Below are 23,756 nucleotides of genomic sequence, written 5' to 3' on the forward strand. Positions count from 1 at the left end.
AATGCCCACCACGAACGGTACCACCGCCCTCAAGGCCATGACCCTGGATCACCCCATGAACCGACCGACGACCGTCGAGATGGTCGACGTCACCCCGGCTCTCGCTCAGGAATGGCTCGGGCACAACCTCGACAACCGCAACCTGCGCCCGGTCATCATCGCGGCGTACGCCAGAGACATGACCGCCGGCGCCTGGGTCGCCACGGGCGACTCGCTCAAGTTCGACTGGAACGGTCGGCTCATCGACGGACAGCATCGACTCAGCGCAGTCATCTCTGCCAACCGAACCATCCGCTTCGCCGTCGCGCGCAACGTCATCCCTACCGCCCAGAAAGTTCTCGACGTGAACGCCCGCCGCTCTTCGGCAGACGCCCTTCGATTCGACGGAGTGCGCAGCAACGCCACCGTGATCGCTGGCGCAGCGAACATCGCTCGCCAGCGGGAGCGCGGCTTCATCAAGTCAGCGGCCGTCAACCCGAGCGGTCCGAGCATGACGAACTCTGAGGTTGTCGCGTGGGTGCAGGAGAACCCCAGCATCGTGAACGCTGCGGCATTTGCTGGCCGCATCTACCGGAAGCTCGGCGCGACGCCGGCCGTGCTGACCTACTGCGTGTGGGTGCTCGAGGAGATCGACCCGTTCGCGGCGATGGAGTTCTTCAACTCGATCGCAGAGCAGCGCACTGCCGGGCTGGGCGACCCGAGGCTCGCGCTTGCACAAGCGTTTACGAAGCTGCGGGACGACCGGACCCGCATGGGAGCCGGCATCCAGATCTTCTACGTCTTCCGCGCATGGAACGCGTGGCGCAACAACGAGACGCTGAGCAGGTACATCTCGCGCAAGCCGGACGGACGTGGGGGTTACAAGGCCGCGCTGATTCCCGAGCCGGTGGTGAACGAATGACCGCCGACAGCAACCCGATCCTCGACCGTCTCCCGTTCCAGGTGGACATCCCGTCCGGCGTGATGGGCAGGTTCTACGACTACCCGGCGGCATCTGCATTTGCAGAGTCTCTCCTGGTGAACGGGCTGCCGGTCACGATCAGCATCCAGGACTCGTCCATCCTTTCCCGAACGGCAGTCGACGTCGCCCGTACGTACATTGATGGTCTGGGCCGCGCATGATGGCCCACCTCGAGAAGTGCCGCTCGTGTCACGTGCCCGTGGTGCAAACGACTGATTCGCTTCTCGTTCACGTATTCGGTTTCTGTGCGGTGTGCGACTCTCGTCCCTCAGCGCACGAGCCTCGTCCGTCCGGGATGTTCATGCGAGTGAAGGTTTAGGTGCTCACATGATCGTCTTCATCACCCGGCACGGTCGTCGCGCTACAACCGTGCGGCCGGTGGTCGGCGGAGTGGGTATCCGTCGCACCGTCTACTTCCTTCATACCCGGATCTGGTAGCTCCACCGATCCACGCCGCATTCGGGCGGCTCTTTCGACCCGGTTCGACCCCGGGGTGGATCGCTGCACCCAAAAACAGGGTGACAAGCACTACCGCTCCTTGACAATTCCACATCGACTGCCGCCCATTGGTCGGCATTGCCCCCAGCCGAAGAGGCAAGGGGATGCCCCACGCCTTGCAAGCGCGGGATGAAAACGCGGCTGTGTCCGCAGCGTTGGTCCTCGGTAGATCCTGGGGTCGAAACGTGTGAGTTCTTCTGCGCTTCACCCGAAGTCGCGCAGGAGACGGTTCACCCTCGTAACGGGTGCGGATTACCCACGTAAGAGGTGCCCTAGCTGCGGGGTAATGCAGAGCCCCCGGATGCTGTCGTGGTGTCCGGGGGCACTAGCCAGCATCCCGCTGGCACCTTGGGGGCCGGTTCCCTTTCTCGACTTGAGTTTGGCGAAGACCACCCGGCCCCCTTTCTTGTACCCACTAGCCATTGAAGGAAAGTGATGTCCACCTACACCTGCACAGTCCTCACTCCGGAGCAGCAGTCGCAGCTGCTGACCGATGTCCGCGCCGGCATGTCGCCGGCTGAGGCTCTCGAGAAGTACGGCGCTTCCCGTTCTGTTCTGCAGCGTGTTCTGCGCGCGAATGGTCAGGGTTTCGTGAACAAGCGCATCTACGACGACTCGGCGGTGATCGAGGCGTTGAGGTCGGGTGAGTCGTTGCACATCATTCACCGGCGAACGGGGATCTCGTGGCAGCGGTTGGTGCGTGTGGAGTCGGAGCATGGTCCGTTCGCGGATCGTACGCGGAATAAGCGGGCGGAGAAGACGGCTCGGATGATCGAGTTGGCGCCGACGATGACGGGTCCGCAGATCGCGGCGCACTTGGGTTTGTCGTCGTCGACGGTGAGCTTGTATCTGAAGTCGGCTGGTGTGAAGCCGGTGCAGACGAGGAGAGCTGCGGGCACTGTGAAGCCCCCGAGTCTGCGTGTGGTGAAGGACCCGAAGCCCGCCCCGATCAAGCGTTCGAAAGCCAAGCCCCCGAAGCGCGACCCGCTGTACTTGACGTGTTCTCGTAAGCATCCGATCACGAAGTCGAATCGGGTGAAGGGCACGTTGAACGAGTGCCTGGTGTGTAAGCGGCGGGGCGTGTCCTTGCCGACGAATCTTGTGGCCGCTCGTGACGCGTTGATCGCTGAGCTTGAAGCCGTTATTGCCCGTGAGGTGGCGGAGTTGACCGCTGACCTTCGACCCGAAATGGAGAAAGCAGCATGAACCCCGATCTCTACGACTACTGGATGTCGCATCTGGTCCGCGCTTCGGGCGAGATGACGTACCGAGCCGGCCTTCCCTTCGATCGTCGCGCGTCGGGCAAGACCGCGAGCAAGAAGTCGAACTACTCCGCTCTTCGCCTCGCGCAAATCGAGAAGCAGCGCGCGAAGACGAAGGCTTCTCGGAAGGCAAGTCGAGCGAACAGGAAGAGCCGATGACCGCCCTCGCGCACACTCACGACCCGGACACATCGCATGATGCGGCGAGACGGCTCGATAGGGAGACGACGAACCGCGTGAAGTCGGCCGTTCTCTGGCTGCTGCTTGATGGTCCGGCGACTGTCACGGAGCTGCGGGATGCGTACTTCGAGATGCGCGCGTCGATGCATTGGCCGGACGTGGATGAGCACACGGTCGACAAGCGGGTAACGGATCTGAAGAACGACGGCCGCGTGGTCGATACGGGTGAGCGTCGTCTGACGAAGCGCAATCGTCCGTCTGCGGTGCTGAGGCTCGCATCGTGACCCGCGAACTCTCCACCCGCACTGTCCACGTGTGCCTGTCTGCGGCTCTCGTAGTGAACGTCGCATGGGTTGTCGCGATCGTCGGTCTCGTCGCTTGTGCGGGGCTGACATGGCTGCGCTGACCATCCTCTGCCGTCTCGGGTTGCACGCGTGGCGGTTCCATTCCTACTCCGAGGGCGACGTGTGCGCCCGATGCGACCGAAAGAAGGCGGCATGAAGACTCAAGAGGCAAAGGCAGCCGTTCGCGAAGATATCCGGCGCGGCCATGCTCACTCTCTTGCGGCGGCCAGCAGGATCATCGAAGAGCTGCGAATGAAAGCTCCTTTGACGCCGAAGGACAAGCTGCTGATCATCGAAGCCGTCTTCGCTCATGCAACTGAAACGCGAAGCTGATGCCCCGCGCGCACGTCTTCTTCGCCGCCGCTCTCGCATACGCCGCCTACTGGGTCGCGTTCACACCCACCCACTACGACGGGCACGTGCTCGTCATCGCCGGACTCGCGGCATGCGGTGTCCTGCCGAAGAGGAGACGCGCATGACGTACACGATCGACGGTTTCACGGACGCCGAATCCGACCGCATCATCGCCCGCGCAATGGAACTCATGAACGACAACCCCTGGCTCAGCGAAGAACAAGCCATCGACAAGGCGATCAACTTCCTCGGGATGATCGCCGGAGAGGAAAGCGATGCGTAACCCACTGCTCGCCTTCGGATGCTATGCCGTGGGCGGTCACTCATGGAGCCACACCTACATCAATTGGCAGCGACAGGAAGAACGCAAGTGCCGATGGTGCGACAAGGTCCAGACGAGGCCGCAGCCATGGTAGTCCGCATCCTCACCCCTATAGAACCGTGCTGCGAGCCCGAGCATCTGGCCCTCAAAACCAAGCAGCGCGCTACTTGCAAGAAGGGCGTTCGGTGGGTCGCGGTCGACGCTCAAGACAACGGCGGATGGTGGCGCGCCAAGTGGTCCCTGGTCCGATACGCAGAAGAGGTAGACGCATGAACATTCAGATCTATACCGATTTGGAGCAAGGCAGCCCGGACTGGCTTGCCGCTAGATGCGGGTTGGCCACCGCATCGACCATCGGCAAGTTGCTTACGACCACCGGCAGGCTTGCTAACAACGACACGTCTCGAGCTCTCACTGAGACGCTGATCGCCGAGCGGATTAGTCAGCACGTCGACTACGTTCACCCGTCTTTCGACATGCAACGCGGCACTCTGGATGAGCCGTACGCCCGGCAGCTCTACGCCGAGCAGTACGCGCCCGTTGAGGAGATCGGTTTCGCGGTGCGGTCCATAGGCGAACTGCAAATCGGAGCGTCACCTGACGGTCTTGTCGGCTCGGATGGCGGCATTGAGATCAAATCTCGTCGCCCCCGCACTCAGCTGACGACAACCCTCGACAACGCGATCCCGCTCGGCAATCTCGCCCAGATCCATGCATGCATGTTCGTTCTCGACCGCGCTTGGTGGGATTACGTGTCTTATGCCGGGGGGTGGCCCCTGCATGTAATTCGCGTTCACCGGAGCGAGACATGGGACGACGGAATTACGGCGGCGCTCACGGCCTTCGAGGAGCGAGCAGTAGAAGCAATCGCTAGATACCGAGCCATCACCGTGGGCCTCCCTGTGGCACCCCGCATCGACCACTTCACAGAGATCGAGTTCTGAACATGGACATCACGCAAGCCCTCGCGCCAACCAGTGACCAAATCGACGCGATCGAACTCGTAGAGCCACGCACGTTCACAATCGCCCCCGGCTCGCGACTCGGCAAGCGCGACGGCAAGACGGTAGCCGAGATCCGGCTCGTTGAGGTCGATCGCGTCTGGCGGCCGAGCAAGGGGATGCTCGACGTCCTCGCCGCATGCTGGGGCACCAAGGGCGACCAGTGGGTCGGCCGCCGCGTCACCGTCTACAACAAGCCCGATGTCATGTTCGGCCCGAACAAGGTCGGTGGTATCCGCATCAGTCACCTCTCGAACATCGAAGGCCCCCGCGATTTGCTGATCAGAGGCGCCGGGGCCGCCGGGAGAAAGCAGACATGGCACGTCGATCCCCTCGCTGACGCCGCACCCGCTCGCGATTGGCTGGCCGACCTCACCGCGGCCGGCGATGACCTCGCAGCGATCGCGGCACTCGGCAAGGCAGCCACCGAAGCCAACGCCGGAGCCGCAGCACTCGGCCCCATCAGCGAGGCATACAACCGGGTCAAGGCGGCAGGAGCATGAGCGGCGTGGAGGTGGTTCATCAGGGTAGGGCGATCTACGTGCTCGGCCTCATCCAAGGCGCGGAGCTCGAACTGCCGAATGGTCTCGAGTGGGACCGCGCCGAAGCTGGACGGTGGACGCGCGAGCCCGATGGGCACGTCAGGTGGACCGCCGACCAGAGTGCGCGGATAGGCGTCCGGTTTGCAGTGGTGGCCGCATGACCCGCAACCGTTCCTCCGCGAAGGCAGCCGGCACCGCGTTCGAGCTCCTCATCGCCAACTACCTTGCCCAGCACATCGACGACCGCATCGAACGGCGCGTGAAGCACGGTGCCAACGACCGCGGCGACATCGGCGGGCTGAGAGTTCTCGGCAACCGCTGGGTCATCGAGGCGAAGGACTATGGCGGCCGCATGCTTCCCGCGACGTGGGTGGGCGAGGCGGCAGTCGAAGCGGCGAACGATGACGCGATCGGCGGTGTCGTCGCCATCAAGCGGAAGGGGACGCGTGTGCCCGGTCAGCAGTTTGTCCTCATGACTGTCGATGACTTCGTGGCGCTCGTGACAGGAGACCGGCCATGACCGAGGTAGACGGCTGGTTCGACGACGACGCCGTGTGGCAGCTCCCGTCCGGCGACCTCATCTACGGCTCCCTGCACACGGACCGATGCCACGTGCTGCTGCGGGTAGAGAGACGGATGATCTGATGGGTTGGGGTGCACCGCTTGGATTCAGTTCCGGCAAAACTCCTTTCGAGCAGATCGTTACCGCTGGATTTGGCGAGCCCGGCTGGTACTGCCGATTTCGCCACACACCGACGCCGGGCTACCCACTCAAAGGACGCTTTCGAACACCGTGCGCATCGGCCACTTTTGCGACCGTCGAGGATGCGCGGCTCTACGTCGATCACCCAGGAGACATCGCAGAACTCGCGCGACGTTTCATCGCGTGGGCCACAGAGGGAGTCGACCCGACAACCAAAGAAGAGGAGCCGCCGGATGCCGAAGGATGAACGTCTGTACGCGCGCTTCGACATCGGCATGTCCGAGCATCCGAAGGTGATGCTGCTCAGTGATGCGGCGTTCCGTGCGCTGATCGAGTGCACCATGTACGCCCGCCGCCAGTTGACGGACGGCTTCCTCGACGAGCGGGTGGCCGTGCGCATGTGGGGTCGCGAGGTGCTGGACGAGCTGGCCAGCAACCATCCGGAGCGGCCGACTCTCGAGCGCATCGACGGCGGTTGGCACATCCGCGATTACGACGAGCACCAGATCACGAGGGCGGACATCGAGAAGAAGCGGGAGGCGGGTCGGATGGGTGGTCAGGCACGAGCCAAGCGCGCGGCAAGCACAACTCAAGCACCTGCTTCGGATGTGCTTAAGCAAAACGCAAGCACATCCCAAGCTATGACAGAGACAGAGACAGAGACAGAGACATCACCTTCTAAAGAAGGTGAGACCCCACGCAAGCGCGGCGTCCGTCTCTCACCCGACTGGCTCCCCTCCGAAGCATCTCGAGCGAAAGCACGCACCGACGCACCCGACGTCGACCATCGCGCCGAGCATGCCGTTTTCGTCGACTACTGGATCGCGCAGCCGGGGCAGAAGGGCGTGAAGACGGACTGGGAGGCGACGTGGCGGAACTGGATGCGTCGCAAGCAGGACGACTACACGGCGCGAAGACCGAAAGCCACACCCACCGAGCGCGCGATGCGGACGGTGCAGCTGGCAACCGAACTGGACCTGTTGGAGGTGGAGTCGTGAACAAGGCCGAGTGCGCGAAGGTGCTGGCGAAGATCCAGTTGGGTGACAGTCGGCAGGTGGATCAGTTGGTGCTCGAGGAGTGGTTCGACACGATCGGGTTCCTGCCGTTCGAGGCGGCGATTGAGGGTGTGCGCACTCATCGACGCGAATCCACGGACTATCTGCTGCCGGCGCATGTCGTGAAGAACGCTAGGCGGGCGCAGGCTGCCCGTAGAGCGATCGAATCCCCGCCTGAGTGTCCCAGTCACCCCGGCTACATCCTGAGCCGTCTCGTGGCCACCTGTGCCGCGTGCGAAAGAGAGGCGGCAGATGCTGCTGACAGTCGAAGTGAATGACGAGATCGGTTCCGTGCTGCTCGATCAGCACAAGGGCAGCATGCGCGCCCTGTCTCGTCGTTTAGGCATCGAGGCCGAAAAGCACGCGAACGTGCCAGGCAAGGCTGCGGCCGACTTTGCGCTCTTCATCCGCCGCGTCGAGTTCCGCCCGGATTTCGTCGCTAAGGAGTACTTCATTCCATCCCCGGAAACGCTCGCCAACCGCGCGTACGACCGGGAAACCAAGAACATGCTCTCCGAAATCCGACGAGCCGAACGAGACAGAAAGCAGGGCCTCTGATGGCATTCGCATCTATCACCGGAACCGTCGACTACGCCAAGCGTGGAGGCAAGGGCTACACGATCATCGAGTCGTGGCAGGCGCAGGGCAAGGACATCAAGCGTCGATGGTCGATCTGGTTCGAGGAGGAGACGCCGCTCGAGATCGGCCAGCAGGTGAGCCTGACGGGCGTGCTGTCCACGAAGGTCGGTGAGCCGTGGGAGGACCGCGAGGGGCAGACGCGTCCGGGTGGTGTCGAGCACACGTTGAACAAGACCAAGTTCCGCGAGGTGAAGGGTCAGCCGAAGCAGACGGTGCAGCGTCAGGCTGAGCAGCCGTGGGAGCCGGACGGATTCGCGGCCGCATACGACACTGCACCGGCGTTCTGATGAGCGCAACGACCGACGCGACCATTTGGTGCGATGCCATCCGCGATAACGGCCACACGTGTGGGCAATGGGATACGGCCGACACTGCTGCTGACGCTAGGAAGATCTTGCGTAGTGCGGGGTGGAAGACGCTTCCGGGTGGACGAGACATCTGCGGCGAATGCTGGGCGGAGGGACGTCGATGACCGCAACCACTGCCCGTATCCGCGCGACGATCCGTCTGCTCACCCCGGATCACATCACGCCTCAGGGTGTCCGGCAGCTCGAGCGGGCACTCGACGACGAAGAAGCGAAGGTTCCGACCGGCGCGACCGTCGAAGCTCTCGACGCCGCATCCCAGCCGCTCCGAGACACGCCACTCGAAGACGGCGAACACTCGTACGGCGAGGTGACCCGGTGACGCGCGCCGGCTGGATGATCGCCGCCGTCACCATCACCGCCATCACCGTCATCGCCCGGCACATCAGCGTCGGGGATGCAGGGGTTACCTACATGGACAGGAATGAACGATGACCGCCGAACCCCTAACACAGGACGCCGTACGCGCCCTCATCGAGGAGGCTGATCCTCACGTCGTGGACCCGTCGAGCGGCTGGGTCTGCTGCGACTGGTGTGGCGAGACTCGCGACCAGGAGTGCGAGTCGTGTGAAAAGGCATGGCCATGCGTGACTAGACGCCTCGCAGACACTCTTGCGGCGCCTATCGCGGAGGCGACGCCCACCCATTGCCCGTCGTGCGACGGCTACCAGACGGCCGTGATGGACGACGGGCAGCGGTCGGTCGGCGTCTGCGAAGGGGTGGAGGCGCGCATGGTAGAGACGGTGGAGGACTGGGAGACGATCCGCGCCGCCCTGGCTCGCCGTGCCGAGATGGTGACGCCCGGGCTCGATATGAGCGTGATTGAGGAGATCCGCCGAGCCATCCCGCCCACCCCCGATGAGGTGCGCCGCCTGGCCGCGAAGATCATCGCGCGCGAGAGGCCGCTCCTCGACCGCCTCGCAGCACACGACGGGACCGAGGAGGACGACCGTGGCTGACTTCTGCTCGACGCCGGTGCGAATCGATGGGCCTCAGCACTCCTGGTCCTTCGACGGCGACGACCCGCGGATCGTATGCCTCGGATGCGGCGGGATGAGGGACGCGATCAGTGGCCGCGTGCTCAGTGTCCCGCCCCCACCCGAGGAGCCCGCCACTGCCCGCGAGTGCGGCAACGACAGTCACCACGGCTACGGCACAGGCTACTGCGGCGACTGCACGAAGGAGGCCGCTGATGCCGACTGATGCCGACTCGTACCCGGATGTCGCGTACGTCGAGCATCTGATCGAAACGTGAACCGACAAGGTGCTCGTGGCGGAAACGGCCAAGCTGCTCGGCTACGTGCAGCAGGCGTGGGCGGACGGATACAACGCGCCACACCTGCCAGCCGGACACCCCATCACGTCCGCGGAAAGCCCGTCACTCCACACGGAGGGCGGGCTTTCCCTGTACCCGAAAGAAGACGGATGTACGAGGAAGAAGAACGCCCCGCCCGCTGCTCGTGTGGCCGCTTCATGAAGCAGGTCTGGTTCCTGACTGGGGAGCACGACGACGACTGGCAGGACGACTGGATTTGCAAGAACCCGCGCCACAAGGAGCCCACCGCATGATCTGCCCTGACTGCGGCGCCACCTTCCCGGTCCGGTCGCTGTACCTCGACCACAAGCGGGACCAACACGAACAGGAGACGACATGACGAACGAAGAGATTGACCTCGACGCGATTGAGCAGCGGGCAAGCGAAGCAGAGTGGGGCGAAAGTCACATAGCCCTCGCCCTGGTCGTTGAGAAAGACGTGCCCGCGTTGATAGCAGAGGTGCGGCGACTTCGTGAGGGCGTGGCTCTGCTAACCGATGATCGTGACGAGTTCGCTCGAATTCTGGGGATTGAACCCGAGTGGACAGAAAGCGACACGACCACCGCGGAGGAGACCCGATGACTGACGACGACGCCCTCCTCCTCGCTGTTGAAGCGCTCACCCGCCCGAGAACGTCGAAGGTGGTGCAGTCGAAGAACGGCATCGAATGCATCTCACCCATCAATCTGCCGCCACTCCTCGAGACGCTTGACACGATGATCCGCGAAACGATGGGCGGATCGGCAGGCGGCACACTCAAGTCGCAGCAGAACATCCTCGATACGGACGCTCTCTGGCGATTCATCCGCATCAACACCACCGTCAACGACTGGGCGCGACTCGCCGGCTCCATCATCTCGAAGCCCGACAGTGGGAAGACGCTCGCAGCCTGGTACGTCGTCTACCGCCAGAAGACGCGCACGTACGAGGAAGACAAGTTCCACGTCAAGCAGCTGTGGGCGTGGGCGAACGAGATCGAAGGGAAGATCGACCCGCCGCGCGTCATGGACCTGCCCGACGCATGCCCAGTGTGCGACTCGAAATCCTGGTTCAATCCGAACACCGGCGAGGAGTACGCCCGACCCCTCGTGCTTACTTTTCGCGACGGTGAGGAGCTACCAGACGGTGGCAAGGGACTCTGCCGGGCATGCGACACCGCATTCGGAGTACGCGAGCTCGCGTGGTTGCTCGAGAACAAGGAGGCGAGCGTATGACCGAGGCGACCGCCATAGTCGTCCAAATCGCATTCATCGGTGGACTAGTGCTCATCGCATGCGAGCTGTACGCGATCTGGCTGATCTGCATCGCTTCGGAGCGCCAGTTCAATCGCCGCCTTGCCAAGCTGCGCGCACGACACGTGGACTGGCGTGAATGGCGGAAGCGATGACTGACCGTTACGAGCCACAGTTTGGCTGGGCGTTCTCGCGTTGGCATCGCTACTTCGCATGGCGCCCCATCCAGACGGTCGATCGCGGCTGGGTGTGGCTTCGGATGGTCAACCGCCGCCGAATTCAGAAGCACGACTATCTGTCCGGCGGCGCTGACTTCTGGTTTCAGCACGCCATCGATATCGCCCGATAAGTGGGATAATGGAAAGGCCGGTAACGCAGCGAACGTTACCGGCCAAGCCCATCCAATTCAGTGAAGTGAACGGAGAGCCAACATGAACGATAGCAAGCCCGGAGTGATCGACGAATCCAACTGGGGAATCTTCGCGGCCGTCGTGCTCGAAGCCGAAGCCGCGCACTGGCAGGCCGAGTACGAGCAGATCACACGCAAGCACGGATCGAGCGGTGCCAAGCAGATCCGAAGCGCATGGCTCCTCGGTTCGCGCATGCTCGAACGGCGCGCTAGCGAGTACCGCGCCGGAGAGCCGAGGGTCACTGTTGCCGTCGACGAGGAGAACAGCCATGAGTGACACCGAACCGCTCGACCTCGACGCCGTGAATGAGCGCTGGATCGACTGGTACAACGGCACGTCCGAACGCGGTGACTGGTCACGACTCGACCACGAAGAAGAGCAGTCGCACTACCTCGCTAGGGAGGACGTGCCCGCGCTGATGGACGAGGTGCATCGACTGCGCGAGGAACTAGTCACGGTTCACCCTGCGACCGCGGAGAGAGACCGTTACCGAAGTCTCTACCGGAGCGAGTTCACCGAGAACGTTCGGCTTCGTCGCCAGATCGAGGAGAAGACCGCATGACCGTCACCCCGAAACCGCTCGACCTCGACGCGATCGAAGAGCGCACCGAGACAATCGCGTCCGGCCCGTGGGGTGTCGACGAGGTTCCCGAGACGGGCGAGTGCAGGATCATCTACACCGGAGACGCGGACGAAGAGCCTGCATCGATCTACGCGATCACCGCGGGCGGCTCGACCCCGGCCGAGGCGGAATTCATCGCTCACGCCCGCGAGGACATCCCTGCGCTGATCGCTGAGGTGCGGCGACTGCGGGAGGAGAACGTCAGCACGGTCGCCGAGATCGAAGAGTTGCCCATGGGTTCCGTCGTAGTCGACGTTCAGGGCGACCCCTGGCAAAGGCTCGGTCATGGCTGGCAGATTGCTGGCGACTCGAAGACGGCTCCGGCAGAGTTCCTCTCCAAGCTTGCGCCATTGCGAGTCGTTGCTCGACCAGAGGAGGACGACGCATGACCGACGCCCCGGACCCGCGTATCGAGGCCATCGACCCATGCGTTGGATGCGGCGAGAAGTTCGTTCCGCGTTCCGACGAGACGTGCTCGCCCGCTTGCTGGCAGAAGATCAAGGCAGGGGTGACGCTATGACCGCCGAGAAGGACCCGCGTATCGAAGCGGTCGCCAAGCTCCTGTTCACCGGGCCGCTGCGTCAGCACAACGCCGACAAGTGGGACGTAGACCGGTCCGACTTCAACTACGACCGAGCCATGTGCCTCATGGCCGCGGAGGACGTGCTGCGAGGGATCGACGAAGCGGCCGAAGCGGAGACCTTCGACATCCCTGACGAACTGCGCAAGGCGGGTATGGCAGAGGAAGACATCGAAGACGGGGTGCGCAACGTGCACCTCATTCTGAAAGCCGACCCAGACCGGTACTGGACGGCCATGGATGCGGCGCATGAAGCACTACGACTGACCCAAGCGAAAGACGCCAAGCCCGGCGGCTACCCCGGCTTCATCGACCGCCTCCGCAAAGCCACCCTCAACGTCGACATCGACACCGCCAAACTCCTCGTCGAAGCCGCGAACGTGATCGAAGACATCAGCAGCAACTGGGAGCCGAAGCGAGACCGGCTAGCCGAGACCGTAAGCGACCTGGACGCGTTGCCCTCCGAAGCAATTGTTCGTGGGCGCACTGGCGTCGCATACGAGAAGCAGATCAGCAACGGGCGCGACTACTGGATTGAGGCGGGCAATGAGATGTCCACGTTCTCGAGCCTTATCGAACTGCCCGCGCACATCCTGTGGGTGCCAGAGGAGGAGGCGTGAACGCTTGGCTTGCTTTGGCGGACCCAATTCAGGTGCTCGCAGTCGGAGTACTGGTCGGCTCGATCGCGACTGGCGTCATCGCATGCCTCGTCGCTGATTGGCTCCATCGCTAGCCCAGAGTTGCATCTTGCCGCGTGCTTGTGTTTAGATATACCGAATTCGCACAGCCTTGCCTGTTTCCAGTTCACCACCTTCACGGGAGGCCCTCGCTTCGGCGGGGGCCTTTCGTCGTTTCAGGCGGCGCACACGATGCGCCAAGTCCCACGGCCACGCACATGCAAGCGTGACCGTGGATGAACATCAGCCCACAGCTGATAACGGGACGATATAAGCCCCCACCTACTCGCGCGGCACCCTCCTCACCCACCTGTCGAAGGCATGGCGGTGGACAGAAGCGGACGCGCGACACCACTTGCCTCGGCCGTCGACACAGCAGCCACGCGCACACGCACGCGACGCGAGCACGAGGCAACACCCCTTTGACCCGCCTTTGGGGGAAGCGCAACTCTTGCACTTTCCCCAAAGGATCATCAAAGGCGTGCGGTCGTAACTCAACTGGCTAGAGTGCCGACCTCCAAAGTCGGAAGCTGCAGGTTCAAATCCTGTCGACCGTGCCAACCACAGACTGACTCCAAGCCTGCGCAGAATCTGGAGCAAACCATGCTGACTGAGCCGATGCCGATGCTGATGACCAAGGCCGAGTGGGAAGCCGCGATCGAAGCAGACGGCGGCGTGACGAGTGTCGACGATGGAGTCTCAAGATTCAACATCACGCCGGGCTTCATCGGCTTCGACCACGTCGACATGATCGACTACCAGATGGCCGAATGTGCGAACACTGGACGGCTCAGGCCCAAGACCGCAGACGCCTTCCTCGATGCCCGCGCCATGTGGGTAGCACTCGAACGATGAGCGCCGAAACTAAGCGGGCTCTCGCCGAAGCGATCGAGGCGCACTACCGCTCAGACGCAGAAGGCGACGTCCCCGAACGCGAAACCGCCGTCGTCGTCGACTGGGTCGTCGGCTACACCGTCTCGAACGTCGTCAACATCGACGGAGACGACACGGTTGGATACGCGAACGGCTACGACTCGCAAGACACCAACCCCAACTCGCAGGCCTACCTTGCGCAGTGGGTAGCAACACGCATTGGTGACCTGCTCGAGGGCGACCGTGACGACGGCTGAACCTGAACCCGTCAGCTACGACTCGATGGGCGTGCCGCGATACGCATGGCAGGTAGGCGAACGGCTCGACGAAAGTGTCAGAGCCCAACTCAAACAAATGATCGACGACAACCAAGCGTGAACCGGGGCGGGCATGATCACCGAGACCGCAGAGCAGCAGCGGGCACGCATCCTCGCCGAGGACGTGCAAGGCGAAGCATGGGAGTACGACCTGGCCATTGCGCTCGGATACGAACCCGAGTCCTGGACGGGCATGTGGTCGCTCGTTCTCCACCCGTTCACGTTCCGCGACAACAAGATCATCGCCGAGCAGGTCGTCAGCGACGATCGTGGCCACGCTTTGCGTACGGCTGACGGCGATCGGGTCATCACCCGTGAGATCGAGCACGACATCCCCGAAGGATGGCGAGTGATCGAAGACCGCAGCCTCGCGAGTTCCAACGTGCGCTACACGTTCGTACCGCCGCTTCCATAGCCGGCGACACCCCATGACCTGCACCACCTGCCACGGACACGCATGCATGAACTGCTGCCACCGCGTCTTCCACTGGCAATGCGTCGCCGACTGCACCCAAGGATGCGACTGGCTCCGAGGTGACGACGCCGACTGAAGCCATCACAACTACAGAGAGAAAGACCCGGCGCTGCGCTAACAGCCCGGGCACGGACGACCTTGGGGGTCGACATGACCAATAGTACATGCAGCGTGCTCGGATGCGAGCAGAACGTCAGCGCACCTCGAGGGTGGTGCTGGAAGCACTACAACAAGTACCGCCGTTACGGCGACCCGAATGGCCGGTTTGAGAAGAAGAAGTGCTCGGTTGGCTCCTGTGAAGCAGACTCCCGCGCCGGTGGCATGTGCGACAAGCACTACCGTCGGCACAAGACGCACGGCGATGCGAGTGTCGGACGACCCGAGTATGACCCGACTTGCTCCGCACCTAAGTGCTCCGCCCTGTCCTCGACTGTTGGCCTCTGTCGCTCTCATTACCACCAGAAGTGGATCACTGAAGGGCGTGGAGCCGAGGTAACCGCAGCGGCACGCGCGAGCCGTAGGGCACGGATAGCTAACGCACCGACGATTGATCGACTGCTGTCTTGGCGCACGCTCTGGGCAGAAGGGCACCGGGCCTGCTATCTGTGCGGAGTCGAGTGCAATCCGTCTGACTATCAGACCCGGATCAACAAGGGCGGCTGGCAGCAGCACATCAGCGGCCCGACCTACCCAAGCCTGGACCACATCCAAGCGCTCGTGAACGGTGGGGCTCACGCCCGATCAAACGCTGCTCTGGCGTGCAGGATATGCAACAGCAAGAAGCATGCCAAGGAGAACTATGAAGCGGAACTCCTGGCACCAAGCCAAGATGCGCGAGCGGGTAGCTAAGGCCAAGCCCGACTGCCATATCTGCGGGCGTCCGATCTTGTGGGATGCGCCGCATACTGACCCGCTGTCCTTCGTCATAGATCATGTTCGACCGTTGCATCTTGGCGGTGAAGATGCGCTGTCCAATGTTCGGGCAGCGCATCGATGTAGTAGCTGCAACAGCACCAAGCGCGCGCGACTCGTCGCACCGATCGTCAGGCGGTCGCGGTCCCTCGAGTGACCCTCGAACGGGTCAAAAAGGGCCCTTTTGTACCAATACAAACCTTGGTACAAACCTCACACAAGGGTGGGGGAGGGCCCCTCGACGGCTCTGCCAAAGACCTCCGGGTATAGACCGAATCTCCCCCCGGCGTTTTTCCCACACTGAAGTGCAGTGATCATGAGGGTGGCTGCTCGTTTGTACCAACCCCCTGGAAGGCGGTGATCCGGCATGGCTCGAGCATCGAATCCTCTGCGCGCGGTTGCCGCGGATGAGCGTCCGAAGCGCACGAAGTCGGTGACTGAGGCGGCGAAGTCGGGTACTGCTCGGGAGCTGCTGTCGGCGACGCGGGATCGGATCGCGGTTGCGGTTGAGGACCCGAATACGCCGGCTCGCGATCTGGCTGCTCTAACGAAGCGGCTGATGGAGACGGTGCGCGACATCGAGGCGATCGATGCTCGCGAGCAGGAGGCGGGCGCGCATGTCGACGTCGGCGACGGTGAGTTCGACGCCGCGGCTATCTGAGGCTGCCCGCCATGTGGTGATCCCTGCGGGGATCGTGACGACTGCTTGGCCGCGGATCGTGGCAAAGGCTGCGGAGATGGGTGTCGAGTTCGACCCGTGGCAGCACGGCGCCGGCTCGGTGGCCTTGGGTAAGCGCAAGGACGGGAAGTACGCGGCCACGGTCGGTGGCATCGTTCTGTCGATCCCGCGCCAGGTGGGCAAGACGTTCTGGGTCGGCATGATCATGATCGTCCTGTGTGTTCTGAACCCGGGCTTCACGGTCCTGTGGACTGCGCACCGGACACGTACCGCATCGATGACGTTCAACTCGATGCAGGGCATGGTCCGCAAGAAGAAGATTTGGCCGCACGTGAAGGCGATCCGGTCGACGAACGGCGAGCAGGAGATCAGCTTCCGTAACGGGTCGGTGATCATGTTCGGCGCCCGCGAGCAGGGCTTCGGCCGCGGATTCGACAAGGTCGACGCGGAAGTGTTCGACGAGGCGCAGATCCTGACAGCGAAGGCGCTCGAGGACATGGTGCCGGCGGCGAACCAGTCGCAGCAGCCGTCTGGTGCGCTCTTGTTCTTCATGGGCACACCACCTCGGCCGTCTGATCCTGGCGAGGAGTTCACGAACCGCCGGTCGAAGGCGCTGTCGGGCAAGGCGAAGAACATCGTGTACGTCGAGTTCTCGGCGGATGACGGCGCTGATCCTGACGATCGGAAGCAGTGGGCGAAGGCGAACCCGTCGTTCCCTGCTCGTACTCCGGTCGAGTCGATCGAGCGGATGCGCGAGCAGCTGACAGATGATGATTCGTTCCGCCGTGAGGGCTTGGGTATCTGGGACCCGACCGAGACGGCACGCGTGATCGATGAGCACTCGTGGTCGCTAATCGCGGATGCGTCGTCGATGGCGGTAGAGCGCCTCTCGCTGGCTATCGATGTCCCGCCGGATCGGAAGATGGCGTCCGTGTCCCTGGCTGGCATGCGGCCAGATGGGCGCTGGCATGTGGAGCTCGATGAGCAGCGTAAGGGCGTCGACTGGGTGATCCCGTGGATCGAAGCCCGCGTCTCGAAGAACCGGCTGCATGCGGTCGTGGTGGACGAGATGTCGGGCCTGGTGGAGAAGCGCCGGGACAGGAATTTCCTGGTCGGTACGGATGTCGAGGTGACTCTCGCTGCAGCGGAGGGCCGGGACATGGCGATCGCGTCTGCGAAGTTCTTCGACTCGGTGATCGACGGTTCGGTCCGGCACACGGATCAGCCGCAGGTGAACGTGGCCCTGTCGGTGGCGCGTAAGCGGCCTTTGGCGGGCGGCTGGGCGTGGAACCGGAAGGATGCGGCGTCGGATATCACTCCGATCGTGTCAGCGACTCTCGCCCTGTGGGGCGCTCAAAACGACAACGTGAAGCGTCCTGTGCGGCGTTCTGGATCTAGGACGGCGGTGGTGCTTTGAGCGAGAAGCTGACCGTCGATGGCCTGTCGGATGACGAGGGCCGGACGCTGAACCTGCTGGTTCAGCAGTTGGACGCGAAGGCGTCTCGGAACCTGCTGCGGTCGTCGTATTACGACGGCAAGCGGGCGGCGCAGCAGATCGGCACGGTCATCCCGCCGCAGTACGCACGCATCGGCCTCGCGTTGGGCTGGGCGGCGAAGACGGTCGATGGTCTGGGCCGGCGCTGCAACCTCGAGAAGATGGTCTGGCCGGACGGGGATCTCGACAGCCTTGGTATCGCGGAGCTCGCGGATCGAAACTTCCTACTGTCGGAGATCTCGCAGGCGCGAACGGATTCGCTGATTCACGGCGTCTCGTACCTGATCACGACGCAGGGCGACACTGCGGTCGGCGAGTCGCCGGCGCTGGTGCACGCGAAGGATGGTCTGAACGCGACTGGCGAGTGGAACGTGCGAAAGCGCGCCCTCAACTCGCTGCTGTCGGTGACGAGCCGCGAGGGCGACAAGATCACGGGCTTCATCCTGTACCTGGATGGTGTGACCATCAGCGCGGAGCTGTCCGGCGCGAAGTGGGTTGTCAATCGTCGCGAGCACCCGTGGGGTGTTCCTGCTGAGCCGCTGATCTACCGGCCGCGTTCGTCGCGTCGGATGGGCAAGTCGCGGATCACTCGTGCCGTCATGGCCCATCAGGACTCGGCGCTACGTGCGCTGATCCGCCTCGAGGCGCACATGGATATCTACACGATCCCGAAGCTGATCCTTCTCGGCGCGGATGAGTCGATCTTCAAGAACCAGGACGGTTCGATGAAGTCTTCGTGGCAGGTGGCGCTTGGTCGACAGTTCGGTATCCCGGATGACGATGACGCGACCAATCCGCGCGCTGACGTGAAGCAGTTCGATGCGCAGTCGCCGGAGTCGCATCTGGCGCAGCTGAACGCGGTGGCGAAGCTGATTGCGCGGGAGTCGGATCTCCCCGATTCGGACTTCGCGCTGACGGACATGGCGAACCCGACGTCGGCCGAGTCGTACTCGGCGTCGCGGGAGAACTTGATCGCTGAGGCTGAGGGCGCTATGGACGACTGGTCCGTTCCGATCCGTCGCACTGTCACTCGTGCTCTGGCTATCCAGAATGGCCTGAACGCGGTTCCGGCTGATTGGGCGTCGATCGCTCCGAAGTGGCGGTCGCCGATCTACCTGTCGAAGGCTGCCGCGGCGGACGCTGGCGGCAAGCAGCTCGCAGCGGTCCCGTGGCTTGCGGAGACTGAGGTCGGCCTCGAGCTACTCGGGCTGGACGCTCAGCAGATCGGTCGCGCGCTGGCTGAGCGGCGGCGTGCCAACGGTCGCGCTGTGATTGCCGCTCTGACGCCGCCTGCGCCTGCTGCGGCTCCGGTGCCGGCGGATGTCGCCTAAGGAGTCGCGGGCGGCGCTCAAGCTCCTCACGGGGCAAGCTGCGGCGACGTCGCTCGAGCTGCTGCGGTCGACGTCCGGTTCGCCGGAGAGTCGCCGTACCGCGCTGCTCGATGGCGGCGAAGATCTCGTCGGCTACTACTCCGAAGGGTCCGCGGCTCTGGCTGCCGACTTCTACGAGGACCAGCGCGAGGCTGCCGGCGCTGCTGGCGTCTACCGCGTCGAGCTGGTCGTAGCCGATCGGACGGTGAAGCTGCGGCGGGCGCTTGCGTGGGCTGCCGATCCGCTGTTCCAGGGTGATGAGCTTCTCGCTGGCGACCGTTTGGCTGGCGTGATCCAGCTGGACACGGCGCGCCCGTTCCGCGACACGATCCTCACCAACCAGCAGAAAGATCCGCAGTCGGTCGGCTGGCGTCGGATCACGTCGGGTGGCTGCAAGCTCTGCCGGATGCTCGCCGATCGTGGCGCCGTCTACAAGGAGTCGACGGCCCAATTCGCGGCGCACCCCAACTGCAACTGCAGTGCCCAGCCCGTGTTCGTCGGCGGCGACGTCGGTGAGGAAGCGTCCGGCTTCCAGTACTTGGGATCTCGCCGGAACCGCACCCCCGAGTCGCGTCGTCGTCTGCGCGAGTACCTCGACTCGTTCTACTGATCTCCCGCTGCCGCGATGGCTGCCGGGTCCGCTGCGGCGCGATGCCGCATCCCACGAAAGGCACCGTCATGTCCGACCCCATCACCGAACCCACCACGACCGATCCCGCTGTCGAGCCGCCTGCGAAGGCAGACGACAAGCTCGGTGAGGCGGGCATCGCGGCACTGAAGGCCGAGCGCGAAGCTCGGGCAGCCGCGGAGAAGCGTCTCAAGGAGTTCGAGGACCGGGACAAGACGGATGCGGAGAAGCTCGCCGCTCGCCTCGCTGAGGTGGAGCAGCGGGAGGCGAAGGCCCTCCGCGCCGAAGTCGCCGCCGCCAAGGGCGTCCCCGTCTCCCTGCTGACCGGCAGCACTCAGGCGGAGCTCGAGGCGCACGCGGATGCGCTCATCACGTTCCGGGGAGAGAAGCAGGCAACGGGCCTGGTCGTCCCCAAAGAAGGCTCCACCTCCACGCCGAAGCCCAGCAACGAACGCGAGTTCGTAAAGCAGCTTTTCGGCTCCAAGGGTGACTAACCGAAAGGCATCATCATGGCAATCCTTGCCACCTCGGGGCTGACCCTGCCCCAGAACATCGCGGACGGCATGTTCGCGAAGGCCACGACCGGTTCCGGCATCGCGGCGATCTCCGGCGCCGAGCCGCAGAAGTTCGGCTCCGTGACGCACATGACCCTCACCGGTCGCCCCCGCGCCGAGCTCGTCGGCGAGGGTGCGCAGAAGGGGTCGACGAACACCACGTTCGGCACCAAGGTCGTCACCCCGCACAAGTTCCAGGTGACGCAGCGCTTCAACCAGGAGGTGCAGTGGGCGGACGAGGACTACCAGCTCGGGGTCCTCACCACCCTCGCGAACGAGGCGGGCCTCGCGCTCGCTCGCGCTCTCGACCTCGGCGCGTTCCACGGCATCAACCCGCTCACGGGTGCCGCGGCCGCATCGATCGTCACCGGCGACCGCATCGCGACGACCACGAACAGCGTCGAGCTGACCACGGCGACGCTGACCACCCCGGATCTCGTGCTCGAGCAGGCTGCCGGCCTGATCATCGCGGACGGGTACATCCCCAACGGCGTCATCTTCGACCCGACGTACGCGTGGACGATCGCGACCTCGCGTTACGCGGACGGCCGCAAAAAGTACCCCGAGCTCGGCTTTGGCTCGAACGTCACCGCGTTCGAGGGCCTGCGCGCGTTCTCGACCTCGACCGTGTCGGGTGTCCCCGAGGCGACCGCGAACACGGGCGTCAAGGCGATCATGGGCCAGTGGGACCTGTTCCGCTGGGGTGTCCAGAAGGACATCCCCGTCGAGGTCATCGAGTTCGGTGACCCTGACGGTCAGGGCGACCTGAAGCGCCAGAACCAGATCGCCCTCCGCGCGGAGGTCGTCTACGGCTGGGGCGTCATGGACCTCGACGGCTTCTCGACCGTGGTCGACAAGGTGGCGAACGTCTGATGAGTCGCTTCGAGAACCTCGACACTCACGTCGTCGTCTCGGTCGACGACTCCAAGGACGACCGTTTCGCCTCCGGGTGGAAGCCGGCCGACGAGGGCAAGCGCCCCGCGGCCCGCGCCAAGAAGTCCGACTAGAAGGTAGGGGGCGGTCATGGCTGTGACGCCGGCAAAGCTTGCGGTTGCTCTCGGGCAGGCCGCCCCCGAACCGGGTTCCATTACGGAGCAGCAGTGGACGATGTGGGTGGATGACGCCTACATGCTCATCGAGGATCGTCAGGTCGAGGTCGGCAAGACCGACCAGATCGATGAGGCGAAACTCGACTACGTCGTACGCCAGGCGGTCGTCGCGCACATCAAGAAGCCGGACGACGCGACACAGGTGACCGTGTCGATCGATGACGCTTCCACGTCGCGCACGTACCAGTCGGGCAAGGGCCGCGTGTCGGTGTCCGACTGGTGGGCGTTCCTCGGGCTAACCGGGGAGCAGGGCGGCGCGTTCTCGATCGACACTGTCGGGTCGACGTCACCGCACCTGCCGTGGTGCGCGCGCATGTTCGGCGCCCTGTACTGCTCGTGCGGGCTCGAGCTCGCCGGTGCCCCGATCTTCGAGGGTGGCGACGAGTGAGCCTCTACGAGGACGTTGCCGCCGAACTTCCGGCGCTTCGTGCTCAGGCTGACGCGCTGATGGTCGATGAGTGCGTGATCGTGTCGCGCAGCTCGGGGACCGTCTTCAACGAGGAGACAGGCAACTACGAGAGCATCGACAGCACGGTCTACGAAGGTCGTTGCCGGTTCCGTGCTGGCACTGTCGGCGCGCAGGAGATCGACGTTCAGGGTCAGCAGCGCGTCGAACAGGAGGCCACGCTGAGCCTGCCGGTCAACGCGGCCGGTTCGGCCGACGTCGACCGTGACCACATCGCTCGCATCACCAAGTGCGTATGGGACCCGGCGCTGGTCGGCGTCGAAATGCGCATCATCACCGCGCACCGCCAGTCACTGGGCACCGCGAGACGCTTCCGAGTGGAGGAGACGCGATGAGCGAGATCGACTTCGACTTCACTGAGTTTGACGCACTCGCCGCCAAGCTCGGCACAGTACCGTCCGCCGCCCGGTCGAATCTCCGCAAGGCTATGGAGGTCACTGCGCGCCACGTGAAAGACGACTGGCGGCAGAAGGTGACCGGGTCGCCTGGTCTTCCGGGTCTGGCCGGCGCGGTCAGTTACGACGTGAAGTCGGACTCATCGTCTCGGTCAGCCATCGAAGCTGAGATCGGGTACGACAAGGGCCGCTTCCAGGGCCCGTTTGGCGCCATCTCTGAGTACGGCGCGGCAAATGAGTTCGGCACGCCGCTTCACGCCCCTCGCAACTACGGATCAGCTGCCCTGGCGGAGAACGTCGCGGATCTTGAGCGCGGTATCGACATCGCGCTGCAGCAAGCGGAGAAGGCGGCTGGCCTGTGACCCGCAAGCATGACGCATGGCTGCTGAGTCGCCTGCGCCTACCGATGCAACTCGCCGAGAAGGTCTTCTTGCTCTCCGATCCTGGCCTGCAGTCGGCGGCCCTGCCGTACGTGGTGGTGCATCCGGCTGATGGCGAGGACAGCGGCGATCGTCTCGGTGGTGGCCGTTTCGACGCGAACCCGAGTTGGACGATCCACTCGGTCGGCAAGACGGTCGATCAGGCGAAGTGGGCGTTCGAGCTTTGGCATTCGCGGCTGGTCGTCCGCGGCTTCGGCGTGATCCCTGAGATCGATGGTGAGTTCCCCGGTCGCGTGACGGTGTCGTCGCCGATCCCGGTGCAGGACGACGCAGACAGCAACCCGCGCACCTACTTCCACGTCGCTGAGGTCGGCTTCTCGAGCCAGACGTTCGTCTAGCTCTACTCCTATCTGTCACCGCCCCTGAGCGGTGTCTCCGGCATGCCCGGATCTACCCATCAAGCCCCCGCGACGGGGGATACCGAAAGGAATACCCCCGATGCCTGATGTTCAGGAGATCATCCCGCCCGCCGTCGACGTGTCCGGCAACCTCACGATCATCGCCGTCCCCGGCACGACGGTCGCGACGACTGCAACGGCCGTGAAGGCTGGCACTCGCATCACGTACGGCTTCACGTCGAACGGCTGGCAGCCGACGAGCTCGACGGCGACCACGGAGGACGCGCGCCTCGCTCTCGCGGCCGTGCTGAACTCGCTCGACCGCAAGACGCTCGGCTTCACGATCACGTACACGGAGTCGACCGCCGCCGGATCGACTGACGTTGTCCTCGGCGACACGTCGGCGCCGTTCGTGTTCTACGAGCGCCGCAACCTGCCGAACCAGACCGACGTCGCGACCGGTCAGAAGGTCATCGTGCATGTCGTGACCCTGTCGGACGCTGACCGCGTGCCGGCGGAGTCGGGCAAGTTCACGAAGACGCGGATCGGCGTCTACTCGCAGCCGCCGCGCGAGATCACTCTCACCTGATCCCCTGCGAGCGCGTCCGTCCACGGGGCGCGCTCGCAGGCTCTTTCGCACCGT

At 64.0% G+C, this 23,756-nt stretch carries 46 protein-coding genes and 1 tRNA gene; all 47 read left to right on the plus strand.

Annotated elements, in window-relative coordinates:
- Position 1 precedes the first annotated feature (1 nt).
- The 47 genes from EDF22_RS03020 (at position 2) to EDF22_RS03210 (ending at position 23,702) form a co-directional block, all read left to right on the plus strand.
- A complete protein-coding gene (locus EDF22_RS03020; protein WP_123702271.1) occupies positions 2–901 on the plus strand; it encodes a hypothetical protein in 900 nt (299 codons plus the stop codon).
- The gene (locus tag EDF22_RS03025; RefSeq protein WP_123702273.1) at positions 898–1,122 is read left to right on the plus strand and encodes a hypothetical protein; all 225 of its coding nucleotides are present in this window, start codon (positions 898–900) and stop codon (positions 1,120–1,122) included. Before EDF22_RS03020 ends, EDF22_RS03025 begins: the two co-directional genes overlap by 4 nt.
- 772 nt (positions 1,123–1,894) lie before the next feature.
- Entirely contained in the window at positions 1,895–2,665 is a 771-nt protein-coding gene (locus EDF22_RS03030; protein WP_123702275.1) for a hypothetical protein, read from the plus strand.
- A complete protein-coding gene (locus EDF22_RS20380; protein WP_148059092.1) occupies positions 2,662–2,880 on the plus strand; it encodes a hypothetical protein in 219 nt (72 codons plus the stop codon). The genes EDF22_RS03030 and EDF22_RS20380 overlap by 4 nt, the downstream gene beginning before the upstream one ends.
- A complete protein-coding gene (locus EDF22_RS03035; protein ID WP_123702277.1) occupies positions 2,877–3,185 on the plus strand; it encodes a hypothetical protein in 309 nt (102 codons plus the stop codon). Before EDF22_RS20380 ends, EDF22_RS03035 begins: the two co-directional genes overlap by 4 nt.
- Before the next feature lie 213 nt (positions 3,186–3,398).
- The gene (locus EDF22_RS20385) at positions 3,399–3,578 is read left to right on the plus strand and encodes a hypothetical protein (protein WP_148059093.1); all 180 of its coding nucleotides are present in this window, start codon (positions 3,399–3,401) and stop codon (positions 3,576–3,578) included.
- A complete protein-coding gene (locus EDF22_RS20655; protein WP_185038682.1) occupies positions 3,578–3,724 on the plus strand; it encodes a hypothetical protein in 147 nt (48 codons plus the stop codon). The genes EDF22_RS20385 and EDF22_RS20655 overlap by 1 nt, the downstream gene beginning before the upstream one ends.
- Positions 3,721–3,882: a hypothetical protein gene (locus EDF22_RS20660; protein ID WP_185038684.1), complete on the plus strand. Its 162-nt coding sequence runs from the start codon at positions 3,721–3,723 to the stop codon at positions 3,880–3,882. The genes EDF22_RS20655 and EDF22_RS20660 overlap by 4 nt, the downstream gene beginning before the upstream one ends.
- 308 nt (positions 3,883–4,190) lie before the next feature.
- A complete protein-coding gene (locus EDF22_RS03040; RefSeq protein WP_185038686.1) occupies positions 4,191–4,865 on the plus strand; it encodes a lambda exonuclease family protein in 675 nt (224 codons plus the stop codon).
- Positions 4,866–4,867: 2 nt separating this feature from the next.
- Complete coding sequence (locus EDF22_RS03045) at positions 4,868–5,425, plus strand: hypothetical protein (RefSeq protein ID WP_123702281.1); 558 nt, start codon at positions 4,868–4,870, stop codon at positions 5,423–5,425.
- Positions 5,426–5,621: 196 nt separating this feature from the next.
- Complete coding sequence (locus EDF22_RS03055; RefSeq protein ID WP_123702285.1) at positions 5,622–5,984, plus strand: hypothetical protein; 363 nt, start codon at positions 5,622–5,624, stop codon at positions 5,982–5,984.
- The gene (locus tag EDF22_RS21190) at positions 5,981–6,109 is read left to right on the plus strand and encodes a hypothetical protein (RefSeq protein WP_260303008.1); all 129 of its coding nucleotides are present in this window, start codon (positions 5,981–5,983) and stop codon (positions 6,107–6,109) included. The genes EDF22_RS03055 and EDF22_RS21190 overlap by 4 nt, the downstream gene beginning before the upstream one ends.
- Positions 6,109–6,414: a hypothetical protein gene (locus tag EDF22_RS20390; protein WP_148059094.1), complete on the plus strand. Its 306-nt coding sequence runs from the start codon at positions 6,109–6,111 to the stop codon at positions 6,412–6,414. The genes EDF22_RS21190 and EDF22_RS20390 overlap by 1 nt, the downstream gene beginning before the upstream one ends.
- Positions 6,401–7,165, plus strand: coding sequence for a hypothetical protein (locus EDF22_RS03060; protein WP_123702287.1), 765 nt, complete (start codon positions 6,401–6,403; stop codon positions 7,163–7,165). The genes EDF22_RS20390 and EDF22_RS03060 overlap by 14 nt, the downstream gene beginning before the upstream one ends.
- Entirely contained in the window at positions 7,162–7,500 is a 339-nt protein-coding gene (locus tag EDF22_RS03065; protein ID WP_123702289.1) for a hypothetical protein, read from the plus strand. The genes EDF22_RS03060 and EDF22_RS03065 overlap by 4 nt, the downstream gene beginning before the upstream one ends.
- Positions 7,475–7,780 (plus strand): hypothetical protein, encoded by a 306-nt coding sequence (locus tag EDF22_RS03070; protein ID WP_148059095.1) that lies wholly within the window; start codon positions 7,475–7,477, stop codon positions 7,778–7,780. Before EDF22_RS03065 ends, EDF22_RS03070 begins: the two co-directional genes overlap by 26 nt.
- On the plus strand, positions 7,780–8,148 hold the full coding sequence (locus tag EDF22_RS03075) for a hypothetical protein (protein WP_123702293.1): 369 nt from the start codon (positions 7,780–7,782) through the stop codon (positions 8,146–8,148). The genes EDF22_RS03070 and EDF22_RS03075 overlap by 1 nt, the downstream gene beginning before the upstream one ends.
- Positions 8,149–8,329: 181 nt before the next feature.
- Positions 8,330–8,548, plus strand: a complete 219-nt coding sequence (locus tag EDF22_RS03080) for a hypothetical protein (RefSeq protein WP_148059096.1) — start codon at positions 8,330–8,332, stop codon at positions 8,546–8,548.
- A 109-nt stretch (positions 8,549–8,657) separates the two neighbouring features.
- Entirely contained in the window at positions 8,658–9,185 is a 528-nt protein-coding gene (locus tag EDF22_RS03085) for a hypothetical protein (RefSeq protein ID WP_123702297.1), read from the plus strand.
- Entirely contained in the window at positions 9,178–9,429 is a 252-nt protein-coding gene (locus EDF22_RS03090) for a hypothetical protein (protein WP_123702299.1), read from the plus strand. Before EDF22_RS03085 ends, EDF22_RS03090 begins: the two co-directional genes overlap by 8 nt.
- A 222-nt stretch (positions 9,430–9,651) precedes the next feature.
- Positions 9,652–9,795, plus strand: coding sequence for a hypothetical protein (locus tag EDF22_RS20665; protein WP_185038688.1), 144 nt, complete (start codon positions 9,652–9,654; stop codon positions 9,793–9,795).
- 82 nt (positions 9,796–9,877) lie between these two features.
- Positions 9,878–10,123 carry a hypothetical protein gene (locus EDF22_RS03095; protein WP_123702301.1) on the plus strand — a complete coding sequence of 82 codons (246 nt, stop codon included), beginning with the start codon at positions 9,878–9,880 and terminating at the stop codon, positions 10,121–10,123.
- Positions 10,120–10,755 carry a hypothetical protein gene (locus EDF22_RS03100; protein WP_123702303.1) on the plus strand — a complete coding sequence of 212 codons (636 nt, stop codon included), beginning with the start codon at positions 10,120–10,122 and terminating at the stop codon, positions 10,753–10,755. Before EDF22_RS03095 ends, EDF22_RS03100 begins: the two co-directional genes overlap by 4 nt.
- On the plus strand, positions 10,752–10,928 hold the full coding sequence (locus tag EDF22_RS20670) for a hypothetical protein (protein WP_185038690.1): 177 nt from the start codon (positions 10,752–10,754) through the stop codon (positions 10,926–10,928). Before EDF22_RS03100 ends, EDF22_RS20670 begins: the two co-directional genes overlap by 4 nt.
- Entirely contained in the window at positions 10,925–11,122 is a 198-nt protein-coding gene (locus tag EDF22_RS03105) for a hypothetical protein (protein WP_123702305.1), read from the plus strand. The genes EDF22_RS20670 and EDF22_RS03105 overlap by 4 nt, the downstream gene beginning before the upstream one ends.
- An 82-nt stretch (positions 11,123–11,204) precedes the next feature.
- Positions 11,205–11,459: a hypothetical protein gene (locus tag EDF22_RS03110; RefSeq protein ID WP_148059097.1), complete on the plus strand. Its 255-nt coding sequence runs from the start codon at positions 11,205–11,207 to the stop codon at positions 11,457–11,459.
- Positions 11,452–11,745, plus strand: a complete 294-nt coding sequence (locus tag EDF22_RS03115) for a hypothetical protein (protein WP_123702309.1) — start codon at positions 11,452–11,454, stop codon at positions 11,743–11,745. Before EDF22_RS03110 ends, EDF22_RS03115 begins: the two co-directional genes overlap by 8 nt.
- Positions 11,742–12,194 carry a hypothetical protein gene (locus EDF22_RS03120; RefSeq protein WP_123702311.1) on the plus strand — a complete coding sequence of 151 codons (453 nt, stop codon included), beginning with the start codon at positions 11,742–11,744 and terminating at the stop codon, positions 12,192–12,194. The genes EDF22_RS03115 and EDF22_RS03120 overlap by 4 nt, the downstream gene beginning before the upstream one ends.
- Before the next feature lie 127 nt (positions 12,195–12,321).
- The gene (locus EDF22_RS03125) at positions 12,322–13,005 is read left to right on the plus strand and encodes a hypothetical protein (protein ID WP_148059098.1); all 684 of its coding nucleotides are present in this window, start codon (positions 12,322–12,324) and stop codon (positions 13,003–13,005) included.
- Between the two features lie 540 nt (positions 13,006–13,545).
- A tRNA-Trp gene (locus EDF22_RS03130) sits at positions 13,546–13,622 on the plus strand.
- 43 nt (positions 13,623–13,665) lie between these two features.
- Entirely contained in the window at positions 13,666–13,917 is a 252-nt protein-coding gene (locus EDF22_RS03135; RefSeq protein ID WP_123702315.1) for a hypothetical protein, read from the plus strand.
- On the plus strand, positions 13,914–14,192 hold the full coding sequence (locus EDF22_RS03140) for a hypothetical protein (RefSeq protein WP_123702317.1): 279 nt from the start codon (positions 13,914–13,916) through the stop codon (positions 14,190–14,192). The genes EDF22_RS03135 and EDF22_RS03140 overlap by 4 nt, the downstream gene beginning before the upstream one ends.
- A gap of 133 nt (positions 14,193–14,325) precedes the next feature.
- Positions 14,326–14,667 carry a hypothetical protein gene (locus EDF22_RS03145; RefSeq protein ID WP_123702319.1) on the plus strand — a complete coding sequence of 114 codons (342 nt, stop codon included), beginning with the start codon at positions 14,326–14,328 and terminating at the stop codon, positions 14,665–14,667.
- Between the two features lie 381 nt (positions 14,668–15,048).
- The gene (locus EDF22_RS21460; RefSeq protein WP_397460148.1) at positions 15,049–15,576 is read left to right on the plus strand and encodes an HNH endonuclease; all 528 of its coding nucleotides are present in this window, start codon (positions 15,049–15,051) and stop codon (positions 15,574–15,576) included.
- Positions 15,557–15,796, plus strand: coding sequence for an HNH endonuclease (locus tag EDF22_RS21465; RefSeq protein ID WP_397460149.1), 240 nt, complete (start codon positions 15,557–15,559; stop codon positions 15,794–15,796). The genes EDF22_RS21460 and EDF22_RS21465 overlap by 20 nt, the downstream gene beginning before the upstream one ends.
- A gap of 210 nt (positions 15,797–16,006) precedes the next feature.
- Positions 16,007–16,300 carry a hypothetical protein gene (locus tag EDF22_RS03160; protein WP_123702325.1) on the plus strand — a complete coding sequence of 98 codons (294 nt, stop codon included), beginning with the start codon at positions 16,007–16,009 and terminating at the stop codon, positions 16,298–16,300.
- Positions 16,257–17,735, plus strand: coding sequence for a terminase (locus EDF22_RS03165; RefSeq protein WP_185038694.1), 1,479 nt, complete (start codon positions 16,257–16,259; stop codon positions 17,733–17,735). Before EDF22_RS03160 ends, EDF22_RS03165 begins: the two co-directional genes overlap by 44 nt.
- Positions 17,732–19,144, plus strand: coding sequence for a phage portal protein (locus EDF22_RS03170; RefSeq protein WP_123702327.1), 1,413 nt, complete (start codon positions 17,732–17,734; stop codon positions 19,142–19,144). Before EDF22_RS03165 ends, EDF22_RS03170 begins: the two co-directional genes overlap by 4 nt.
- The gene (locus tag EDF22_RS03175) at positions 19,134–19,793 is read left to right on the plus strand and encodes a hypothetical protein (RefSeq protein WP_123702329.1); all 660 of its coding nucleotides are present in this window, start codon (positions 19,134–19,136) and stop codon (positions 19,791–19,793) included. Before EDF22_RS03170 ends, EDF22_RS03175 begins: the two co-directional genes overlap by 11 nt.
- 68 nt (positions 19,794–19,861) lie before the next feature.
- The gene (locus tag EDF22_RS03180) at positions 19,862–20,305 is read left to right on the plus strand and encodes a hypothetical protein (protein ID WP_123702331.1); all 444 of its coding nucleotides are present in this window, start codon (positions 19,862–19,864) and stop codon (positions 20,303–20,305) included.
- A 15-nt stretch (positions 20,306–20,320) separates the two neighbouring features.
- On the plus strand, positions 20,321–21,238 hold the full coding sequence (locus tag EDF22_RS03185; RefSeq protein WP_123702333.1) for a hypothetical protein: 918 nt from the start codon (positions 20,321–20,323) through the stop codon (positions 21,236–21,238).
- Positions 21,238–21,372, plus strand: coding sequence for a hypothetical protein (locus EDF22_RS21195; protein WP_260303048.1), 135 nt, complete (start codon positions 21,238–21,240; stop codon positions 21,370–21,372). The genes EDF22_RS03185 and EDF22_RS21195 overlap by 1 nt, the downstream gene beginning before the upstream one ends.
- Before the next feature lie 16 nt (positions 21,373–21,388).
- Entirely contained in the window at positions 21,389–21,862 is a 474-nt protein-coding gene (locus EDF22_RS03190) for a hypothetical protein (protein WP_123702335.1), read from the plus strand.
- The gene (locus EDF22_RS03195; protein ID WP_123702337.1) at positions 21,859–22,275 is read left to right on the plus strand and encodes a DUF6093 family protein; all 417 of its coding nucleotides are present in this window, start codon (positions 21,859–21,861) and stop codon (positions 22,273–22,275) included. The genes EDF22_RS03190 and EDF22_RS03195 overlap by 4 nt, the downstream gene beginning before the upstream one ends.
- Complete coding sequence (locus EDF22_RS03200; RefSeq protein ID WP_123702339.1) at positions 22,272–22,697, plus strand: hypothetical protein; 426 nt, start codon at positions 22,272–22,274, stop codon at positions 22,695–22,697. Before EDF22_RS03195 ends, EDF22_RS03200 begins: the two co-directional genes overlap by 4 nt.
- Positions 22,694–23,113, plus strand: a complete 420-nt coding sequence (locus EDF22_RS03205; RefSeq protein WP_123702341.1) for a hypothetical protein — start codon at positions 22,694–22,696, stop codon at positions 23,111–23,113. Before EDF22_RS03200 ends, EDF22_RS03205 begins: the two co-directional genes overlap by 4 nt.
- A 100-nt stretch (positions 23,114–23,213) precedes the next feature.
- The gene (locus tag EDF22_RS03210; RefSeq protein WP_123702343.1) at positions 23,214–23,702 is read left to right on the plus strand and encodes a hypothetical protein; all 489 of its coding nucleotides are present in this window, start codon (positions 23,214–23,216) and stop codon (positions 23,700–23,702) included.
- The last annotated feature ends 54 nt before the right edge of the window (positions 23,703–23,756 follow it).

Origin of the sequence: Rathayibacter sp. PhB127, from assembly GCF_003751665.1 — a bacterium.
GTDB classification, from domain to species: Bacteria; Actinomycetota; Actinomycetes; order Actinomycetales; family Microbacteriaceae; genus Rathayibacter; species Rathayibacter festucae.

What these genes read in the sequence shown, in the direction of transcription:
- EDF22_RS03040 (WP_185038686.1), top strand. Translation starts at nt 4,191, where the DNA reads ATGAACATTCAGATCTATACCGATTTGGAGCAAGGCAGCCCGGACTGG.
- EDF22_RS03020 (WP_123702271.1), top strand. Translation starts at nt 2, where the DNA reads ATGCCCACCACGAACGGTACCACCGCCCTCAAGGCCATGACCCTGGAT.
- EDF22_RS03140 (WP_123702317.1), top strand. Translation starts at nt 13,914, where the DNA reads ATGAGCGCCGAAACTAAGCGGGCTCTCGCCGAAGCGATCGAGGCGCAC.
- EDF22_RS20380 (WP_148059092.1), top strand. Translation starts at nt 2,662, where the DNA reads ATGAACCCCGATCTCTACGACTACTGGATGTCGCATCTGGTCCGCGCT.
- EDF22_RS03070 (WP_148059095.1), top strand. Translation starts at nt 7,475, where the DNA reads ATGCTGCTGACAGTCGAAGTGAATGACGAGATCGGTTCCGTGCTGCTC.
- EDF22_RS21465 (WP_397460149.1), top strand. Translation starts at nt 15,557, where the DNA reads ATGCGCGAGCGGGTAGCTAAGGCCAAGCCCGACTGCCATATCTGCGGG.
- EDF22_RS03075 (WP_123702293.1), top strand. Translation starts at nt 7,780, where the DNA reads ATGGCATTCGCATCTATCACCGGAACCGTCGACTACGCCAAGCGTGGA.
- EDF22_RS20655 (WP_185038682.1), top strand. Translation starts at nt 3,578, where the DNA reads ATGCCCCGCGCGCACGTCTTCTTCGCCGCCGCTCTCGCATACGCCGCC.
- EDF22_RS03055 (WP_123702285.1), top strand. Translation starts at nt 5,622, where the DNA reads ATGACCCGCAACCGTTCCTCCGCGAAGGCAGCCGGCACCGCGTTCGAG.
- EDF22_RS03030 (WP_123702275.1), top strand. Translation starts at nt 1,895, where the DNA reads ATGTCCACCTACACCTGCACAGTCCTCACTCCGGAGCAGCAGTCGCAG.
- EDF22_RS03110 (WP_148059097.1), top strand. Translation starts at nt 11,205, where the DNA reads ATGAACGATAGCAAGCCCGGAGTGATCGACGAATCCAACTGGGGAATC.
- EDF22_RS03060 (WP_123702287.1), top strand. Translation starts at nt 6,401, where the DNA reads ATGCCGAAGGATGAACGTCTGTACGCGCGCTTCGACATCGGCATGTCC.
- EDF22_RS20660 (WP_185038684.1), top strand. Translation starts at nt 3,721, where the DNA reads ATGACGTACACGATCGACGGTTTCACGGACGCCGAATCCGACCGCATC.
- EDF22_RS03105 (WP_123702305.1), top strand. Translation starts at nt 10,925, where the DNA reads ATGACTGACCGTTACGAGCCACAGTTTGGCTGGGCGTTCTCGCGTTGG.
- EDF22_RS20665 (WP_185038688.1), top strand. Translation starts at nt 9,652, where the DNA reads ATGTACGAGGAAGAAGAACGCCCCGCCCGCTGCTCGTGTGGCCGCTTC.
- EDF22_RS03210 (WP_123702343.1), top strand. Translation starts at nt 23,214, where the DNA reads ATGCCTGATGTTCAGGAGATCATCCCGCCCGCCGTCGACGTGTCCGGC.
- EDF22_RS03135 (WP_123702315.1), top strand. Translation starts at nt 13,666, where the DNA reads ATGCTGACTGAGCCGATGCCGATGCTGATGACCAAGGCCGAGTGGGAA.
- EDF22_RS03165 (WP_185038694.1), top strand. Translation starts at nt 16,257, where the DNA reads ATGTCGACGTCGGCGACGGTGAGTTCGACGCCGCGGCTATCTGAGGCT.
- EDF22_RS03100 (WP_123702303.1), top strand. Translation starts at nt 10,120, where the DNA reads ATGACTGACGACGACGCCCTCCTCCTCGCTGTTGAAGCGCTCACCCGC.
- EDF22_RS03080 (WP_148059096.1), top strand. Translation starts at nt 8,330, where the DNA reads ATGACCGCAACCACTGCCCGTATCCGCGCGACGATCCGTCTGCTCACC.
- EDF22_RS03035 (WP_123702277.1), top strand. Translation starts at nt 2,877, where the DNA reads ATGACCGCCCTCGCGCACACTCACGACCCGGACACATCGCATGATGCG.
- EDF22_RS03185 (WP_123702333.1), top strand. Translation starts at nt 20,321, where the DNA reads ATGGCAATCCTTGCCACCTCGGGGCTGACCCTGCCCCAGAACATCGCG.
- EDF22_RS03190 (WP_123702335.1), top strand. Translation starts at nt 21,389, where the DNA reads ATGGCTGTGACGCCGGCAAAGCTTGCGGTTGCTCTCGGGCAGGCCGCC.
- EDF22_RS03120 (WP_123702311.1), top strand. Translation starts at nt 11,742, where the DNA reads ATGACCGTCACCCCGAAACCGCTCGACCTCGACGCGATCGAAGAGCGC.
- EDF22_RS03160 (WP_123702325.1), top strand. Translation starts at nt 16,007, where the DNA reads ATGGCTCGAGCATCGAATCCTCTGCGCGCGGTTGCCGCGGATGAGCGT.
- EDF22_RS03125 (WP_148059098.1), top strand. Translation starts at nt 12,322, where the DNA reads ATGACCGCCGAGAAGGACCCGCGTATCGAAGCGGTCGCCAAGCTCCTG.
- EDF22_RS03145 (WP_123702319.1), top strand. Translation starts at nt 14,326, where the DNA reads ATGATCACCGAGACCGCAGAGCAGCAGCGGGCACGCATCCTCGCCGAG.
- EDF22_RS03025 (WP_123702273.1), top strand. Translation starts at nt 898, where the DNA reads ATGACCGCCGACAGCAACCCGATCCTCGACCGTCTCCCGTTCCAGGTG.
- EDF22_RS20670 (WP_185038690.1), top strand. Translation starts at nt 10,752, where the DNA reads ATGACCGAGGCGACCGCCATAGTCGTCCAAATCGCATTCATCGGTGGA.
- EDF22_RS20390 (WP_148059094.1), top strand. Translation starts at nt 6,109, where the DNA reads ATGGGTTGGGGTGCACCGCTTGGATTCAGTTCCGGCAAAACTCCTTTC.
- EDF22_RS21190 (WP_260303008.1), top strand. Translation starts at nt 5,981, where the DNA reads ATGACCGAGGTAGACGGCTGGTTCGACGACGACGCCGTGTGGCAGCTC.
- EDF22_RS21195 (WP_260303048.1), top strand. Translation starts at nt 21,238, where the DNA reads ATGAGTCGCTTCGAGAACCTCGACACTCACGTCGTCGTCTCGGTCGAC.
- EDF22_RS03045 (WP_123702281.1), top strand. Translation starts at nt 4,868, where the DNA reads ATGGACATCACGCAAGCCCTCGCGCCAACCAGTGACCAAATCGACGCG.
- EDF22_RS03175 (WP_123702329.1), top strand. Translation starts at nt 19,134, where the DNA reads ATGTCGCCTAAGGAGTCGCGGGCGGCGCTCAAGCTCCTCACGGGGCAA.
- EDF22_RS03085 (WP_123702297.1), top strand. Translation starts at nt 8,658, where the DNA reads ATGACCGCCGAACCCCTAACACAGGACGCCGTACGCGCCCTCATCGAG.
- EDF22_RS03180 (WP_123702331.1), top strand. Translation starts at nt 19,862, where the DNA reads ATGTCCGACCCCATCACCGAACCCACCACGACCGATCCCGCTGTCGAG.
- EDF22_RS03200 (WP_123702339.1), top strand. Translation starts at nt 22,272, where the DNA reads ATGAGCGAGATCGACTTCGACTTCACTGAGTTTGACGCACTCGCCGCC.
- EDF22_RS03095 (WP_123702301.1), top strand. Translation starts at nt 9,878, where the DNA reads ATGACGAACGAAGAGATTGACCTCGACGCGATTGAGCAGCGGGCAAGC.
- EDF22_RS03115 (WP_123702309.1), top strand. Translation starts at nt 11,452, where the DNA reads ATGAGTGACACCGAACCGCTCGACCTCGACGCCGTGAATGAGCGCTGG.
- EDF22_RS20385 (WP_148059093.1), top strand. Translation starts at nt 3,399, where the DNA reads ATGAAGACTCAAGAGGCAAAGGCAGCCGTTCGCGAAGATATCCGGCGC.
- EDF22_RS21460 (WP_397460148.1), top strand. Translation starts at nt 15,049, where the DNA reads ATGTGCGACAAGCACTACCGTCGGCACAAGACGCACGGCGATGCGAGT.